Origin of the sequence: Noviherbaspirillum sp. ST9 (assembly GCF_048799745.1) — a bacterium.
In the GTDB taxonomy this organism is placed as follows: domain Bacteria; phylum Pseudomonadota; class Gammaproteobacteria; order Burkholderiales; family Burkholderiaceae_D; genus Noviherbaspirillum.
In genome coordinates this window covers 83657-98739 of the sequence record NZ_JBLWFR010000009.1, presented here as the reverse complement: position 1 = coordinate 98739, position 15083 = coordinate 83657, and the positions used below count along the sequence as shown (strand labels likewise).

The 15083-nt window shown below is 62.2% G+C and carries 12 protein-coding genes; 2 read left to right on the top strand and 10 right to left on the bottom strand.

Annotated elements, in window-relative coordinates:
• Window positions 1–62 precede the first annotated feature (62 nt).
• The 5 genes from ACNOHI_RS20550 to ACNOHI_RS20530 all read right to left on the bottom strand — a co-directional run bounded on the left by ACNOHI_RS20550 (window position 63) and on the right by ACNOHI_RS20530 (window position 5558).
• Window positions 63–1772 carry a long-chain-fatty-acid--CoA ligase gene (locus ACNOHI_RS20550; protein ID WP_420476574.1) on the bottom strand — a complete coding sequence of 570 codons (1710 nt, stop codon included), beginning with the start codon at window positions 1770–1772 and terminating at the stop codon, window positions 63–65.
• 106 nt (window positions 1773–1878) lie between these two features.
• Entirely contained in the window at window positions 1879–2643 is a 765-nt protein-coding gene (locus tag ACNOHI_RS20545) for an SDR family oxidoreductase (protein ID WP_420476573.1), read from the bottom strand.
• A gap of 58 nt (window positions 2644–2701) precedes the next feature.
• Complete coding sequence (locus ACNOHI_RS20540) at window positions 2702–3913, bottom strand: acyl-CoA dehydrogenase family protein (RefSeq protein ID WP_420476572.1); 1212 nt, start codon at window positions 3911–3913, stop codon at window positions 2702–2704.
• Window positions 3914–4078: 165 nt separating this feature from the next.
• Entirely contained in the window at window positions 4079–4849 is a 771-nt protein-coding gene (locus ACNOHI_RS20535) for an SDR family oxidoreductase (protein WP_420476571.1), read from the bottom strand.
• Between the two features lies 1 nt (window position 4850).
• Window positions 4851–5558: a histidine phosphatase family protein gene (locus ACNOHI_RS20530; protein WP_420476570.1), complete on the bottom strand. Its 708-nt coding sequence runs from the start codon at window positions 5556–5558 to the stop codon at window positions 4851–4853.
• A 99-nt stretch (window positions 5559–5657) separates the two neighbouring features.
• On the opposite strand from ACNOHI_RS20530, the gene ACNOHI_RS20525 reads away from it, so the two are divergent.
• The gene (locus tag ACNOHI_RS20525) at window positions 5658–6557 is read left to right on the top strand and encodes a LysR family transcriptional regulator (RefSeq protein ID WP_420476569.1); all 900 of its coding nucleotides are present in this window, start codon (window positions 5658–5660) and stop codon (window positions 6555–6557) included.
• A 109-nt stretch (window positions 6558–6666) separates the two neighbouring features.
• On the opposite strand, the gene ACNOHI_RS20520 is transcribed toward ACNOHI_RS20525, so the two are convergent.
• Window positions 6667–7062: a response regulator gene (locus ACNOHI_RS20520; RefSeq protein ID WP_420476567.1), complete on the bottom strand. Its 396-nt coding sequence runs from the start codon at window positions 7060–7062 to the stop codon at window positions 6667–6669.
• A gap of 133 nt (window positions 7063–7195) precedes the next feature.
• Here ACNOHI_RS20520 and ACNOHI_RS20515 point away from each other — a divergent pair, with 133 nt between their 5' ends.
• Window positions 7196–7579: a helix-turn-helix domain-containing protein gene (locus ACNOHI_RS20515; protein WP_420476566.1), complete on the top strand. Its 384-nt coding sequence runs from the start codon at window positions 7196–7198 to the stop codon at window positions 7577–7579.
• 23 nt (window positions 7580–7602) lie between these two features.
• On the opposite strand, the gene ACNOHI_RS20510 is transcribed toward ACNOHI_RS20515, so the two are convergent.
• The 4 genes from ACNOHI_RS20510 to ACNOHI_RS20495 all read right to left on the bottom strand — a co-directional run bounded on the left by ACNOHI_RS20510 (window position 7603) and on the right by ACNOHI_RS20495 (window position 15019).
• Entirely contained in the window at window positions 7603–9252 is a 1650-nt protein-coding gene (locus tag ACNOHI_RS20510; RefSeq protein ID WP_420476565.1) for a methyl-accepting chemotaxis protein, read from the bottom strand.
• 249 nt (window positions 9253–9501) lie between these two features.
• The gene (gene fumC, locus ACNOHI_RS20505) at window positions 9502–10896 is read right to left on the bottom strand and encodes a class II fumarate hydratase (RefSeq protein ID WP_420476717.1); all 1395 of its coding nucleotides are present in this window, start codon (window positions 10894–10896) and stop codon (window positions 9502–9504) included.
• 70 nt (window positions 10897–10966) lie between these two features.
• Window positions 10967–11629 carry a DUF599 domain-containing protein gene (locus ACNOHI_RS20500; RefSeq protein WP_420476564.1) on the bottom strand — a complete coding sequence of 221 codons (663 nt, stop codon included), beginning with the start codon at window positions 11627–11629 and terminating at the stop codon, window positions 10967–10969.
• A 57-nt stretch (window positions 11630–11686) separates the two neighbouring features.
• Window positions 11687–15019, bottom strand: a complete 3333-nt coding sequence (locus tag ACNOHI_RS20495; protein WP_420476563.1) for an EAL domain-containing protein — start codon at window positions 15017–15019, stop codon at window positions 11687–11689.
• Window positions 15020–15083: the final 64 nt, after the last annotated feature.

Below are 15083 nucleotides of genomic sequence, written 5' to 3'. Positions count from 1 at the left end.
TCCCGAAAGAATGTCCTTGTCAGTTCGATAGCGTGCGGGCGACAAAGGTTCTGGGAAACATGTTACGCAATGTTTCGCTTCTTCTCTTCCTCATCGACTAGTTCCTTCTTCGAGAGCTTGCCCACAGGCGTCCTCGGCAGTTGCGTGCGAATCTCCATCGCCTGCACCATCTCATGCTTGCCGAGCCGGCGCTTGAGGAAAGTCTTCAGTTCCTCCAGCGTGAACGGTTCCGCGCCCGCCTTGAGCACGATGAAGGCCTTCGGCGATTCGCCGCGATAGGGATCGTGCACGCCGATGACGGTCACTTCGGCCACCGAGGGATGTTCGTAGATGGCTTCCTCGATGATGCGGGGATAGACGTTGTAGCCACCGCACAGGATCATGTCCTTGGTGCGGTCGACGATGTACACGAAGCCGTCGTCGTCCATCCAGGCCACGTCGCCGGTGCGGAAGAATCCATCTTTCGTCATCGACGCCGCGGTGGCATCGGGCTTCTTCCAGTAGCCCTTCATGACATTGGGTCCCTTGATGCACATCTCGCCGCGTTCGCCGCGCGGCACCTCGACTGAGGGGTCGGACACGTCGACGAATTTCAGGACGACGCCCACCGTCGGCATGCCGCAGGAGCCGACCTTCTGCATGCCATACACCGGCGTGAAGGTACCCGTGGGCGAGGTTTCGGTCATGCCCCACCCTTCCACCAGGCAGCAGCCGGTCAGGTGCTGGAATCGTTGGTTCACTTCGACCGGAAGCGGTGCGCCGCCGGAGCCACAGAACTTGAGCGAACTGAGGTCGTGGTTCTCGATGCCGGGGTAGTTGATGATGGCGGTGTACATGGTCGGCACGCCGGGGAAGACCGTGATCTTTTTCGCGGCCAGGTCGCGCACTACGGTATCGATCTCGAACTTGGTGTGCAAAACGAGTTCCGCGCCCAGTCGCACGCCGAAGAGCATGTCGACCGTCAGCGCGTAGATATGGAACAGCGGCAGCACCGCGAGCACGCGTTCCTTGCCCTCTTCCAGCACACGGTTTTCGCCGCCGGTGACAGCGCAAAGCTGGCTCACCGCCGTCGTCAGGTTGGCGTGCGTGAGCATGGCGCCCTTGGGCAGTCCGGTGGTGCCGCCGGTGTATTGCAGCACCGCCAGCGCATCGTCGAGGTCGCCGATCGGGTACGCCTGGTACGCGCCGTCGTTGTCGAGCAGGCTGGCGAAGCGGACATGGCGCTCGTCCTCCGCCACGTCGGCGAGTTGCCCTGCATTGCGCATGTGCGCATCCACGGCCTCCGGATTGCCGCTCATTTCGCCGATGCTGCCGACGACAAGCTTCTTGAGGCGGGTGGTGGACAGCAGCCGGTCCATCTGCGGATACAACACCGCGAGGTCGAGCGTCACGATGATGTCGGTCTCGCTGTCTTCGACCTTGTGCTCCAGCACACGCTCGGCATCGAGCGGCGAGTAGTTCACCACCGTTCCTCCGGCGCGCAGCACGCCGAAGAAGCCGATGACGTAATGCGGCGTATTCGGAAGGTACAGGCCGACGTGCACGCCCGGCTTCACCCCAAGCGCCTGGAAGCCCTTCGCCGCGCGGTCCACGAGGCCCTGCAGCTCGCGGTAGGTGAAACGCCTGCCCATGAAGTCGATCGCCGCATGGTCCGGCCATTTTGCAGCCGCGTCGTCGAGCAGTTGCGGTACCGGCATGGTCGGCAGTTCGGCATCCCAGTGGATGCCCGGCGGGTAGGATTTGATCCACGGGAACGGCGTGTTGCGCTTCATGCCTGCCACTCTCCTTCATGCAAGGTTGAAAACGGCACCGCCCCGGACACCGGATGAAGGAGTTTCATCCGGAGCCGGGGCGGCCAGGGGGAAATTGTTGTTGCGCTCAAATCGAGGTCAGCCCGCCGTCGACAGCCATCTGGTGTCCCGTGACGAAAGAGGCGGCGTCCGAACAGAGCCATACGGCTGCGTTCGCGATCTCCTCGGCTTCGCCCAGGCGTCCGATCGGGTGCGCCTTCAGGATGTTCTTCTCGCGCCGGGGCTCGCGCTCCAGCGCGCGTTCGAGCATCGGGGTGCGGATGATGCCGGGACAAACGGAATTCACGCGAATGCCTGCCCTGCCATATTCGGCCGACGCCGTCTTGGTCATGCCGACCACCGCGTGCTTGCTGGCGGCATACACGGGCATGCCGGGTGCGCCGACGAGGCCCGCGACCGACGCGGTATTCACGATGGCGCCGCCGCCCTGCTTCAGCATCTGGCGGATCTCATGCTTCATGCACAGCCACACACCCTTGACGTTGACGCTCATCACGCGGTCGAAAGTGGCTTCATCGGATTCGGCCAGCGGCAGGTGTTCGATTTCGATGCCGGCGTTGTTGAAGGCGCAATCGAGCCGTCCGTAGCGTTCGACCACCGCGGTCACCATTGCTTCGACCTGTGCCGACTGCGAGACGTCGGCCTTGAAGAAGAAAGCGTCGCCACCACCCTGCGCGATCAGCCCGACGGTTTCCTCTCCGCCCTTGGCGTCCACATCCACGATGGCAACGCGCGCACCCTCACGCGCAAACGCGAGTGCCGCGGCACGTCCAATGCCACCTGCCGCGCCGGTGACGAGGACCGACTTTCCCGAAAATCCCAGATTGCTCATTCCATCCCTTCCTCTGAAGCACGCGCCGCGGGGCAGCACACCCCGCAGCGTCGCGCGATTACTTGTATTTCTTGAGTTCCAGCTTGCCGATCTGGTTGCGGTGGACTTCGTCCGGACCGTCGGCAATGCGCAGCGAACGCGCGCTGGCATAGCTGTGCGCCAGCACCGGATCGGCCATGCCACCACCACCGTGCGCCTGGATCGCCCAGTCAATCACCTGGCAGGCCATGTTCGGCGCAGCCACCTTGATCATACCGATTTCCTTCAACGCGGCCTTGTTGCCGACGCGATCCATCATGTCCGCAGCGTTGAGCACCAGGAAGCGCGCCTGGTCGATCAGGATGCGGGACTGGGCAATGCGCTCCAGCGTGACAGTCTGCTCTGCCACCGGCTTGCCGAAGGCGACGCGGCTCAGCGTGCGCTTGCACATCTTTTCCAGCGCGCGCTCGGCCATGCCGATCAGGCGCATGCAGTGGTGGATGCGGCCGGGTCCGAGGCGGCCCTGTGCGATCTCGAAACCGCGGCCTTCGCCCAGCAGGATGTTCTTGGCGGGCACGCGCACGTTTTCGAACAGGGTTTCGCCGTGGCCGTGCGGCGCATCGTCAAAACCGAATACCGGAAGGTGGCGCACGATGGAAACGCCGGGGGTGTCGCGCGGCACGACAATCATCGACTGCTGCTTGTGCTTCTCGGCGGTCGGGTCGGTCTTGCCCATGAAAATGAAGACCTTGCAGCGCGGATCGTTGGCGCCCGAAGACCACCACTTGCGGCCATTGATGACGTATTCGTCGCCGTCGCGTTCGATGCGCGCTTCGATGTTGGTGGCGTCGGAGGAAGCGACCGCCGGTTCGGTCATCGCGAAGCAGGAACGGATCTCGCCGGCCAGCAGCGGCTTGAGCCATTGCTCCTTGATCTCTTCGCTGGCATAGCGCTCCAGGGTTTCCATGTTGCCGGTGTCCGGCGCGGAGCAGTTGAAGACTTCGGCGGACCACGGCGCGCGGCCCATGATTTCGCACAGCGGCGCGTATTCGAGGTTGGTCAGGCCCGCTCCCTTGTCGGACTCCGGCAGGAACAGGTTCCACAGGCCGGCGGCCTTGGCCTTGTCCTTCAGTTCTTCCATGATCTTCGTCGGAATCCAGGCATTGCCTTTCTCGCGGTTGGCGTCGATCTCCTTGTGGAAGGTTGCTTCGTTCGGGTAGACGTGTTCATCCATGAACGCGTTGAGGCGCTTTTGCAGGTCCTTGACTTTATCGCTGTACTGGAAGTCCATGTGTTGCTCCAAGAAAGTGTGCGGGGTTGGTGTTGTTATAGCTTGCGGTTGGATGCTTGTTCTGTGCTGGCGCAGATCGGTTGCCGGCTTTGCAGGACGAGGATCGCCCGTCCTGCTGCCGCTTCTTTTATGTACTGCTGTCTCCTGCCACTCTCACTGCCAAAATCAGCCCAGCAGGTACCCGCCGTCGACGTTGATGCAGGTGCCGGTGGTATAGCTCGCCGCATTCGAGGCGAGATACAACACGGCGCCGGCCATCTCGTCCGGCTGTGCGACACGGCGCATCGGCACGTGCGGCATCATCCTGTTGAGCACCGCGGGGTTCTGTACCAGCGCGGCGGCGAACTTGGTGTCGGTGGCGCCGGGCAACAGTGCATTGACGCGGACGCCGGCTTGCGCGCATTCTTTCGCGAATGCATGGGTCATGGAGATGACCGCTGCCTTCGTGATCGAGTAAATGCCCTGCATGTCGCCGGGAATCACGCCGTTGACGGAGGCGACATTGATGATGCTGCCGCCGCCATTCTTCTTCATCAGTTTCGCGCCGTTGACCGATGCAAAGAAGTAGCCGCGGATGTTTACGTCCACCGTCTTCTGGAAGGACGACACGTCGGTTTCGAGGATGTGTCCGAAATACGGGTTGGTCGCCGCGTTGTTGACGAGAATATCCAGACGACCGTGCTTATTTTCGATCGCGGAAAACAGCGCTTCGATCTGTGCCATTTCACCGATGTGGCAGGCGAGTGCTTCGGCGGATCCACCCTCTTCGCGGATGGCGGCGACCACTGCTTCGCAGCTTTCCACCTTGCGGCTCGACACGATGACGTGCGCGCCATAGGCGGCGAGGGTTTTGGCGATGGATTCGCCGATGCCGCGGCTGGCGCCGGTGACGAGGGCGATTTTTCCGGAGAGGTCGAACAGATTGGTGTTGGTCATGTCAGCGATAGGTGATGGATTCAGGTTTTCCCAGCCATTCGAGGTGGGAGTAATTGTTGAGGTAACTGAGCGTCACGCGGCCCGGCTGGTAGAAGAGCTTGGTCATCGCGCAATTCACCAGCGTCCAGTTCATTTCGGCCGTCTGACGATTCGACAGGCCGAGGATGTGCTGGCAGATCGTCGATATCGTTCCGCCGGAGGTGAAGACGATGATGTTCTGCGACTTGTCCGCACTCTCGACCAGGCGCTGCAGCGCACCGACGCAGCGCGTCTGGAATGCCGGCCAGGATTCGACGTAGTCCCCGTCGTACTCGCCGCTCATCCAGCGCGACATCGATGCCTGGAAAATGTCCTGGAAGGCGTACTTGGCCTTCGGGCTGGACGCGAGGAAGCGCTTCACCTCTTCCGGATCGTCGAACTCCGGGCGGTGGCGCACCAGCACTTCATGGTGGTTGTATTCATCGAACCCGGCATCGGTCGCCCAGTCGGTGTCGACGCGATGCGCTTTCGGGAGCATGGCGATGCAGGCATCGGCCGTCTGGCGATGGCGCTTCAGGCTGCCGGTGACGACGCGGTGGAATTTCTGGTGGGAATTGGCAAACCACTCGCCGAGCAGGCGCGCCTGCTCCAGGCCAAGCTCGGACAACTGGTCGTAGTTCGCACTTCCGAACGATGCTTGTCCATGACGGACCAGATAGATTTGTCCCATTGCTTGCCTTCCCTGTTGCTGGTTTCCGGGTTGTGGAAAGCATATCGCCGGGGTTAGAATCGATCAAATGAATAGTTATTATCGGATTCGATAAATCTCATGCATATTTCGCGCGTCGACCTTAACCTCTTCACGGTCTTCGAGGCCATCTACACGGAGGGCAGCGTCACGCGCGCCAGCCAGAAACTCAACCTGACGCAGCCGGCGATCAGCCATGCGCTCGGAAGGCTGCGGCAGATGTTCGACGACCCCCTGTTCGTGCGCCAGGGCCATGCGATGGTCTCGACGCCGTTGGCGCGCAGCATCATCGATCCGATCCGCCGCTCGCTGCGCAGCCTGGAAGTCACGCTCAACGGCGTGCACGCCTTTGATCCGGCGACGACGGCGAAGCGTTTCAATATCGCACTGCGCGACGTGCTGGAGGCCACCATCCTGCCGCCCCTGATGCTGCAAGTGCGCCAAAGCGCGCCGCTGGTGGATGTGGCGGCGAGCCATGTGGAACGGCGCGAACTGCAGAGCGAAATGGCCAACGGAACGCTCGACGTGGCGATCGACGTGCTGCTGCCGCTGCCCAGCGACATCATGCACACCCGCATCTACCAGGATTCCACGGTCGTGGTGGCGCGCAAGGGGCATCCGGCGATTGACGGCACGATCGATATCGACACTTATCTGAAGCAGGACCACATCCTCGCCAGTTCGCGCCGTCGCGGACCAGGACTGGAGGATTTCGAGTTGAGCCGCTTCGGCATGGAGCGGCGCATCTGCCTGCGCTGCCAGCATTACTTCGCTGCCTGCCGCGTGGTCAGCCAGACCGACATGGTGCTCACCATGCCGGGACGCTACGCGCGCATCGCCAACGAACAGTTCGGCAACCAGATCATCCCCTTCCCGCTCGAAGTCCCGCCCTTCGACGTATTCCTGTACTGGCACTCGAACGTGGACAACGATCCCGCCAACCGCTGGTTCCGCGAGCAGGTGATTGCCTCGACGCGTTAGGCCAGCAGCTCGACGAGAAGTGCCACACCGATCCAGGTGAGACACAACAGCAGACAGACGCCGACGACAATCACCAGCCCGCCCGAAACCTCTTCAAGCAACCGTCTCATCACGTCAATCCCTTCTTCTTCAGGATTCCGTCCACTGTGCGCCGGAGTATCGCCGCACTGAGGAGTGTCTTGACGATGTATCCATCAGCCCCGGCTGCCACGGCGGCGGCCACACTGTCGTCCTCCGCCTCGGCGGTAATCATCAGCACCGGCAGATGCGACAGCTTTGTACTGGCGCGAATCGCGCGGAGCAATGCGATGCCGTCCATAACCGGCATCTTCCAGTCGGTAAGAATGAAATCGACCGCTGGACCCGACTGCAAAAGCGAGAGCGCCTGTTTCCCGTCGCCGGCTTCGGAGATGGTGGTGCAGCCAATCTCGCGCAGCAACGCGGAGACAATCCACCGCACCGACGGCAAGTCATCGACAACGAGAAAATGAAACCTGGAGAGCATGAAATTTACCTCCCATTCAACGTGGGCTATTAAACTTCAATAATGACATTCAAGTCAAACATCATTTGACATTAAAGTCATTCTTATCAGGCATGAATGGACTGACCATGCAAGCCACTTGGACAGGTGGCCTATGGCGAGAACGAAGCGAACAAACAAGGAACTGGCGATACGGGTCGGGCAGGCAATTCGCGCCCAGCGCAAGATCGCGGACATGACACAGGAAGCGCTGGCGGAAGCAATCGAACTGCAGTCGGAGACGATTTCCCGCTTTGAGAACGGCCAGCGTACGCCGAGCCTTGAAAAGCTGGCGGAAATCGCCGATGTCCTCGGGGTTCCCATCGCGGTTTTCTTCGAGGACCTGGACGGCAGCCCCGCGCTCGATGCCGACCCCTATGCGCAAAAACTCAGGGCGGCATTGGACAAACTACCGGACGAAGGCAAGAACTTTGTGCTGGTGGTAGCCCAGGACTATGCGCGCTACCACGTGCCGAAGCCGAAGAAAACGCGCAAGTAGGCCGGGCGACCGAGCTGGACGATTCAGCTCGCCAGTTGCTTGCGCACCCCGACGCGGGTCCTGCCAGATGGCAAGGCCGGTACCGTGGCACGTGCCGCGGCAAGAGCCGGCTTTGCCGCGACGGGCGCCGGTCCGCTGGAGCGGTAGCCCATGCGGAAACCACCCCAATGTTTGCCATTGACGTAGATCGGCACTGACAGGTCGTGCATCACCTCCCCCGTATCCCGCTTGTAGGTCTGCAGCAGGAAAGGCTTGGTGTTGGAGCCGCAGCGGGTGCCCGTGCGGTCACTGAAGATGCGCTTGGTGCGGTTGTTCACCAGGTCGACATCGTAGTTGCCGGTCAGGGGCTTTGAGAATTTGCGGTTGTGCGTCGGGAAGTAGCCGTTGTTGTCGACCGCGCCAGCGTAGGCGATGTTCGGCATCTTTTGCAGGATCGCCTCCTGGATCGCGGGCAGTACCCGGTCGGTGAAGGCGTCGAAGGCCGTCTTGTGCTTGGGCGGATTGGTGTTCGGGATCGGCTTGTAGTTACGGTCGAAGAGCGCCATTTCGGTGATCTGGCCGGTGGCGATCGCCTGTTCGAACAGCTTGCCGATGTCGCGCGCCGCCTGCTCGCCTACCGCGCGGATTTCGTCGTGTGAGGTCTTGGCGTGGCAGGCTGTCGCCGCATCGAACAAGCCTTCGGCGCGATCGTTCAGCATCATTGCCGATTTGGAGGCCAGCGGCAGTTCCGCTTCCGTGGCCAGCATGCCGTCGCGGATGCGGGAAATGGCTTCTGCAATGCGGCGCGTGGTTTCCACATGCTCGCGGGAAGCGGCGGCGATTTCCTCGATCTCGCCCTGCGACGCGCCAGCGAGGCGCTCGATGTTGCTCAGGAAGTCGTGCACCTTCTCCACGTTCTGCGCGGCTTCCATCACCTTGTGCGTCAGTGCGCCCATGCCGGTCGCGGCGCGTTCGGCTTCTTCATTGATTTCCCGCACCATGACGCCGATATCACCCGTCGCCGAGGTCGTCCGTTGCGCGAGCTGGCGAACCTCGCCGGCGACGACGGCGAAGCCGCGGCCGTGTTCGCCGGCGCGCGCGGCCTCGATCGCGGCGTTCAGCGCGAGCAGGTTGGTGCGGGCGGCGATTTCATTGATCACTTCGGTAATGCCGTGGATGCGGCGCGCCTTGTCCTGCAGCTTGCCCATCATGCTGGACGCTGCCTGCGCATCTTCACGCGCATTGCTGATCTGGCGCAGGCCCTGGTCGACTTCGGCGCGTCCCGCCACGCTCTCGGAGCACACGTCGGCAGCCACCCTGGCGGCACGTTCGGCGTTGACGGCGATCTGTTCGGTGGTGTGCGCGGTCTCCTGCGTACTGCCCACGATTTCCTCGGTGGTCTGCAGGTCGACATCGACCTTTTTCTTGATCGAGTCAACGAAGTAGGACGTTTCCGCCGCGCCGATCATCAGGTGGTCGATTTCCTCACCGACCTTTTGCGCGAACGCTTCCGTGCCGTCGCCGCTCCGCGCATGGAAGAGCGTCGCCACAGCGATCCCCGTCCCGCAGGCGATGAAGGCGGCGACAAAGGGATTCACTGCAATCCCGGCCAGCCATTCAAAGGAAGCCAGGACCGCGCTCACGAGCATGGCTGCGGCCAGCAGCAACAGATAGCGAAATTGTCGAATATGCATGGTAAATCCTCCCGGGTTCTTTTTATTCATCCTAGTCCAGAGCGGCGCGGCCGTTTCTCAAAATGTTTCGACGGCACAATCATGCCGCGACGCACAAGGCCGGACTAGCAATATGGAAGGCGGTGGAGAGCGCGGGCGTCAAAAGGCATGCACCGGAAGCATCCGGTGCGCGCGATGATGGGACAGGAAGATTACGGCTTGCTTACTATAAGATAAATTTTCTCATGAACCAAAATTCACCTTTTGGCGTCATTCCGACGGTTTCGTCATGTCTTCGGCCCTGATCCAGCGGTCGAAATCCTCCTCCGTGACGTAACCGTACGCCAGCGCCGCCTGCTTGAGCGTGGTGCCTTCGCGATGCGCCCGCTTGGCGATCTGCGCCGCGCGGTCGTAGCCGATGTGCGGGGCAAGCGCGGTCACCAGCATGAGCGAGCGTTCCATCAGCTCGGCGATGCGTTCCTGGTTGGCTTCGATCCCCTGCACGCAATGGGTGTCGAAACTGCGCATGCCGTCGGCAAGCAGGCGCACGCTCTGGAGGAAATTGTGGGCAACCAGCGGCTTGAACACGTTCAGCTCGAAATTGCCCGACGCGCCGCCGATGTTGATGGCGACGTCGTTGCCGAACACCTGGCAGCAAAGCATGGTCAGCGCTTCGCACTGCGTCGGGTTCACCTTTCCCGGCATGATGGAACTGCCCGGCTCATTTTCCGGAATCGTGATCTCGCCCAGCCCGGAGCGCGGACCCGACGCCAGCCAGCGAACGTCGTTGGCGATCTTCATCAGCGCCACGGCAAGCGTCTTGAGGCCGCCGTGCATGGCGACCATGGCATCGTGCGAGGCCAGCGCGGCAAACTTGTTCGCGGCGCTCCGGAACGGCAATCCCCGGCTGTTCTCCAGTTCGGTGGCGACACGCTCGCCAAATGCGGGATGCGTGTTCAGCCCGGTGCCAACAGCCGTGCCGCCCACCGCCAGTTCACACAGGGCGGGCAGCATCGCTTCGATCACGGAGCGCGCATGGTCGAGCTGGGCGACATAGCCGGAGAACTCCTGGCCCAATGTCAGTGGCGTGGCATCCTGCAGATGGGTGCGGCCGATCTTCACGATGCTGGCAAACGCCGCCGCCTTGCGTCCCAGCGATGCGCGCAGCGCATGCAAGGCGGGCATCAGGCTGTTCGTGACGGCAAGGGCGGAGGCCACATGCATCGCCGTCGGGAAAATGTCATTGGAGGACTGGCCGAGGTTGACGTCGTCGTTGGGATGCACCAGCCGCCCGTCCCCGCGCGGTCCGCCGAGCAACTCGGAAGCCCGGTTGGCGAGCACCTCGTTCATGTTCATGTTGCTTTGGGTGCCGGAGCCGGTTTGCCATACGGACAGAGGGAATTCGTCCGGGTGCCGTCCTTCGATCACTTCGTCGGCGGCGCGGACAATGGCGTCTGCCTTCGAAGCGTCAAGGCGGCCGAGGTCGAGATTGACGACCGCGCAGGCCCGCTTGACGACGGCAAGCGCATGCACCAATTCGCGCGGCATCGCTTCCGTCGAGATACGGAAGAACTCGCGCGAACGCTGCGTCTGCGCTCCCCACAAGCGTGCCGCCGGGACATCGATTGGTCCGAAGGTATCGCGCTCTGTCCTGTTCTGATCCATCTTCACCCCCATGTTGTTGTGAAGTTTGATCGGCAATGCGTCCGAGCGTTCCGGCAACCCGCCGGCGAATTCAACCTTCCTGCGAGAACGGACTGCGATCGAGGTAATACAGGATGACTACCAGTCCCATGGTCGAGAGTACCAGCAGGACCGGGCCGAAGAGCCAGAACGCCAGCGGCACCGTGACGAAATAGGCGCGCATGCCAACGGTATAGAAGGCGCCCGCCTGGTTCAGCCGGGCTGCCGTGCGCGCCGGCGACAGCGGCCCCAGTGCGGCATCGGCTGGCAGGCTGATCATGAAGACGACATGGTTGAGCACGCGGATCGTCATCGCAAAAGCAAAGAAGGCAACCAGCAGCGCGGTGAGCAGGCAGAGTATCTTGATGATCCACAGTTCCGGGGCGATCGAGCCGCCGATGCTGAGTACGTGCCAGGTGCGCGCAAGGCTTTCGGCCTGACCGGACAGCGTCAACGTACCGATGATGAGCAGGATGGCCGATGATGCCTTGAAGGTGGCAGCCATTGCGAAGTTGCGCAGCGCCTGCACGCCCATGATGTCCTTGGTCCGGTCACGCATCACCGCCTCTACCCACAGGGTGCGCGCCTTGTGGTTGATCGCCTGGATGGTGTAGTCAGGGTCGCGCCGCACGCGTGACAGGAGGAAGATGTAATAGGAAGCGATCAGCGTCACGCTGATGGCAACGGCGACAGTGTCGAGCTGGATTGCGTTCAAGCGCGGTTCCTTGGTAGCGGTAATCCCCGCATCTTACCCCGAAGCGCCGGCAGCGCCTCAGGTTCCGACACCGGCGACCGCTTCCGCGCCGCCGTCTGTCTCGACGGCCGCCCCCTGCATCGTCCAATAATGGCGGAAAGCGTCGCGAATCCCGTCGCGCAACGTGCCCTCATCCCACGGCTTGGCATAGAAGCGGAAGATGCCGCCGAGGTTGACCGCGTCGACAATGCTGTCGAAGGCGGCATGGCCGGACATCATCACGCGCACCGCTCCCGGATACAGCGTGCTGATCCGGCTGAGCAGTTCGCTGCCCGACATGCCGGGCATCCTCTGGTCGCACAGCACGACCTGTACCTGATGGCGTCCAAGCAGCTCGAACGCTTCTGCCGGGCTCATCGCAATCAGCACTTCGTACCCGTCGGAACGCAGCGTGCGCTTGAGCGCCGACGCGACGCCCGGCTCGTCATCCACAATGAGCAGCGTCTGCCGGAGCGGCGTCGTCAGCGCCGGCGGCAGGCGGCGGCGGTTGCGCAACATCGCCGTGCAATCCTCGACCGGCAGCGGCTTGCTGAAGTAAAAACCCTGCATGAGATCGCAGCCATGGCGCTGCAGGTAACTGAGCTGCGCTTCGGTTTCCACGCCTTCGGCAATCACCTTCAGGCGCAGGCTGTGCGCCAGCGAAATGATGGACAGCACGATGGCCGCATCGTCAGGGTCGACGGTAATGTCGCGCACGAAAGACTGGTCGATCTTGAGCAGGTCAATCGGGAAACGCCTGAGGTAGGACAGGCTGGAATAGCCGGTGCCGAAATCGTCGATCGACAGATGCACGCCGATCGCCTTCAGCTTACGCAGGATGGCAACCGCGTGCTCGACGTCGTTCATCATCATGCTTTCCGTCAGCTCCAGCTCCAGCAGGTGCGGCGCGATACCGGTCTCGTCCAGGATCACCTTGATCGTGGAAACGAGATCCTGCTGATAAAACTGGCGCGGCGACAGGTTTACGGCAACGCGCACCTGACCGTACCCCGCTCGCAGCCATGCCACGCTTTGCTCGCAAGCGGCGCGCAGCACCCAGTTCCCGATCGGCACGATCAGGCCCATTTCCTCGGCAAGGGCGATAAACCGTCCCGGTGGCACGGCGCCAAGCATGGGATGCCGCCATCGGATCAGCGCTTCCACCCCAAGGATGCGCCCGGTGGCGAGATCAACCTGCGGCTGGTAATGCAGTACGAATTCATTGCGGTCCAGCGCATTGCGCAGATCGCTCTCGAGCCGCAGCCGCTCCATCGCCTGTTCGTTCATCGACGACGTATAGAACTGGAAGCTGTTGCGACCCGTTTCCTTGGCACGGTACATCGCGATGCCGGAGTGCTTGATGAGCGTGTCGGCATCAATGCCGTCGGTCGGACAGACAGCGATACCAACACAGCATCCCATCACGAATTCGTACCCCTCGATCACGATCGGTTGCGCAATGGAGGCCATGATGCGCTGGACAACGACCGGCGACAGGTGGTCCTCGGCGCCTTCGTGCAGGATGAGGACGAATTCGTCGGCGCTCAGGCGCGCGATGGTATCGGACTCGCGTACCGCTTCGCGCAGCCGCTGCGCCACGATATTCAGCAGCTGGTCGCCGGCCCGGTGGCCGAGTGTGTCGTTGACGAACTTGAACCGGTCAAGGTTCAGGAACAGCACCCATACCGGATGGCCGTACCGCACCGCATACGCGCTCGCCTGCCGCAGACGGTCCTGCAGCAGGTTGCGATTGGCCAGGCCGGTGAGCGTGTCGCGGTTGGCCTGGAATTCCAGTTCGGCCTGGTAGCGCTTGGTGGCGGTAATGTCATACAGCGCGACGACAAAGTGGTTGACCTCATCCGATTCGTCGCGCACCGGCGCAAGGTAGGCGTCGCTCCAGAACAAGCGCCCGTCCTTGCCGTAGTTGCGCAGGACGGCATGCGTCTCGCGCTTTTCGCGGACGGCGGCAAGGATTTCCTGGATTTCCGGCTGGTCGCGGTCTTCCGCCCACAACAGGCTGCAGCTGCGTCCAACGACTTCGGCGGCGCTGTAACCCGTAATCCGCTCGAATGCCGGATTGACGTACTCGATCGGATACTTGGGCGGCACGGCACTGGTAATGATGACGGCGTTTGCACTTGCATCGATGGCGCGCTGCCGCAATTGCAGGCCGTCCTCGGCGCGCTTGCGTGCCGCGATATCGTGGATCAGGAGTTCATTCGCCTGCCGCAGCTCCGCGCTGCGCTGCTCCACCAGCTTGTGCACGCGGCGCGAGCGTGAGGCGAGGACCTGCACGAATGCCGCCAGCAGCATGCTGAACAGAATGCCGCCGATTAATGTGTACAGAGAACCGTCGTGCCGCAGGAAGAACAGCTTGGGCTCGGCCGAAACGACGACACGCCAGGTCCTGCCGGCCACATCGAAGTTGTGCACGATGTCTTCCGGCAGGTCATGGAAAATCCAGTGCGGCAGCCACGAGGTCTGCGCCTGCCGGAAGGGCCGCGCTCCCTTGCGGAAGACGAGGAACTGTTCGTCCAGACTGGCCGCGGCATAGACGCTGATACCGATTCCGGCATCTTCCATCAGACTGTTGGACTGGAGGATCTGTTCGACGAGATAGGTGGCGTTGAACACCGCCGCCGTATCGCCAATCGCCGCCTTGCGCCGCCCCTCGACGGTGTTGAGCGGCATGCCGTGTCGATAGACCGGCATGAGAACGAGGAAGCCTCTCAGTTTGCCGCCGCCCTGGGCGAGGTTGATCAGCCCCGTCGAGGCCACCGCACCGGTATCGATGGCATGCTCCAGCGCCGCGACGAGCTCCGCATTGTGTGACACGTCCAGGCCGAACGCGGCTTCGTTGCCATACATCGGCTCGATGTAATCCACGACCAGGTGCCGCGCGCGCGGCTCAGCCGGCACCACCTTCCCGTCTTCCATGCGCGTCATCGCAAAACCCGGAAACCGACGCCGCGTACGCAGCTCGTAGGCCTCGCGCTCGCCATCCGCGACGAAGCGGTGGAAATTGAACGCCTGCACGTAGGGGTGGCGCTGCAACAAGGGGTCGGTAAATACGCCGAACTGCTCCCGGCTGACCGGCTCTACCGTCGCAAACAGCTGGTTGAGGAATTTGAGGACCTGAACCGTCTCGGTCAATTGCTGACGAAGGGTGACGGTGCGAAGACTGGCGCGCTGCTGGAAATCCAGGTCGACCTTGTCATGCTCTAGCCGGCGCATGCCCACGAACACGATCGTCGCCCCAATCAACCCCACAATGAGCGCGAGGACGGCGACGGCGGACAGGTTGAACGGCAAGCGGCGTCGCGCCATGGCGGTCTCGGTGAGGTACTTCTTGAATGAAATGTCGCTGGGCAAACGGGTTTCCCTCGCCACGAGAATTGAGCGAATTCATCATAGGGTAGCGCAATTTATTGCCATA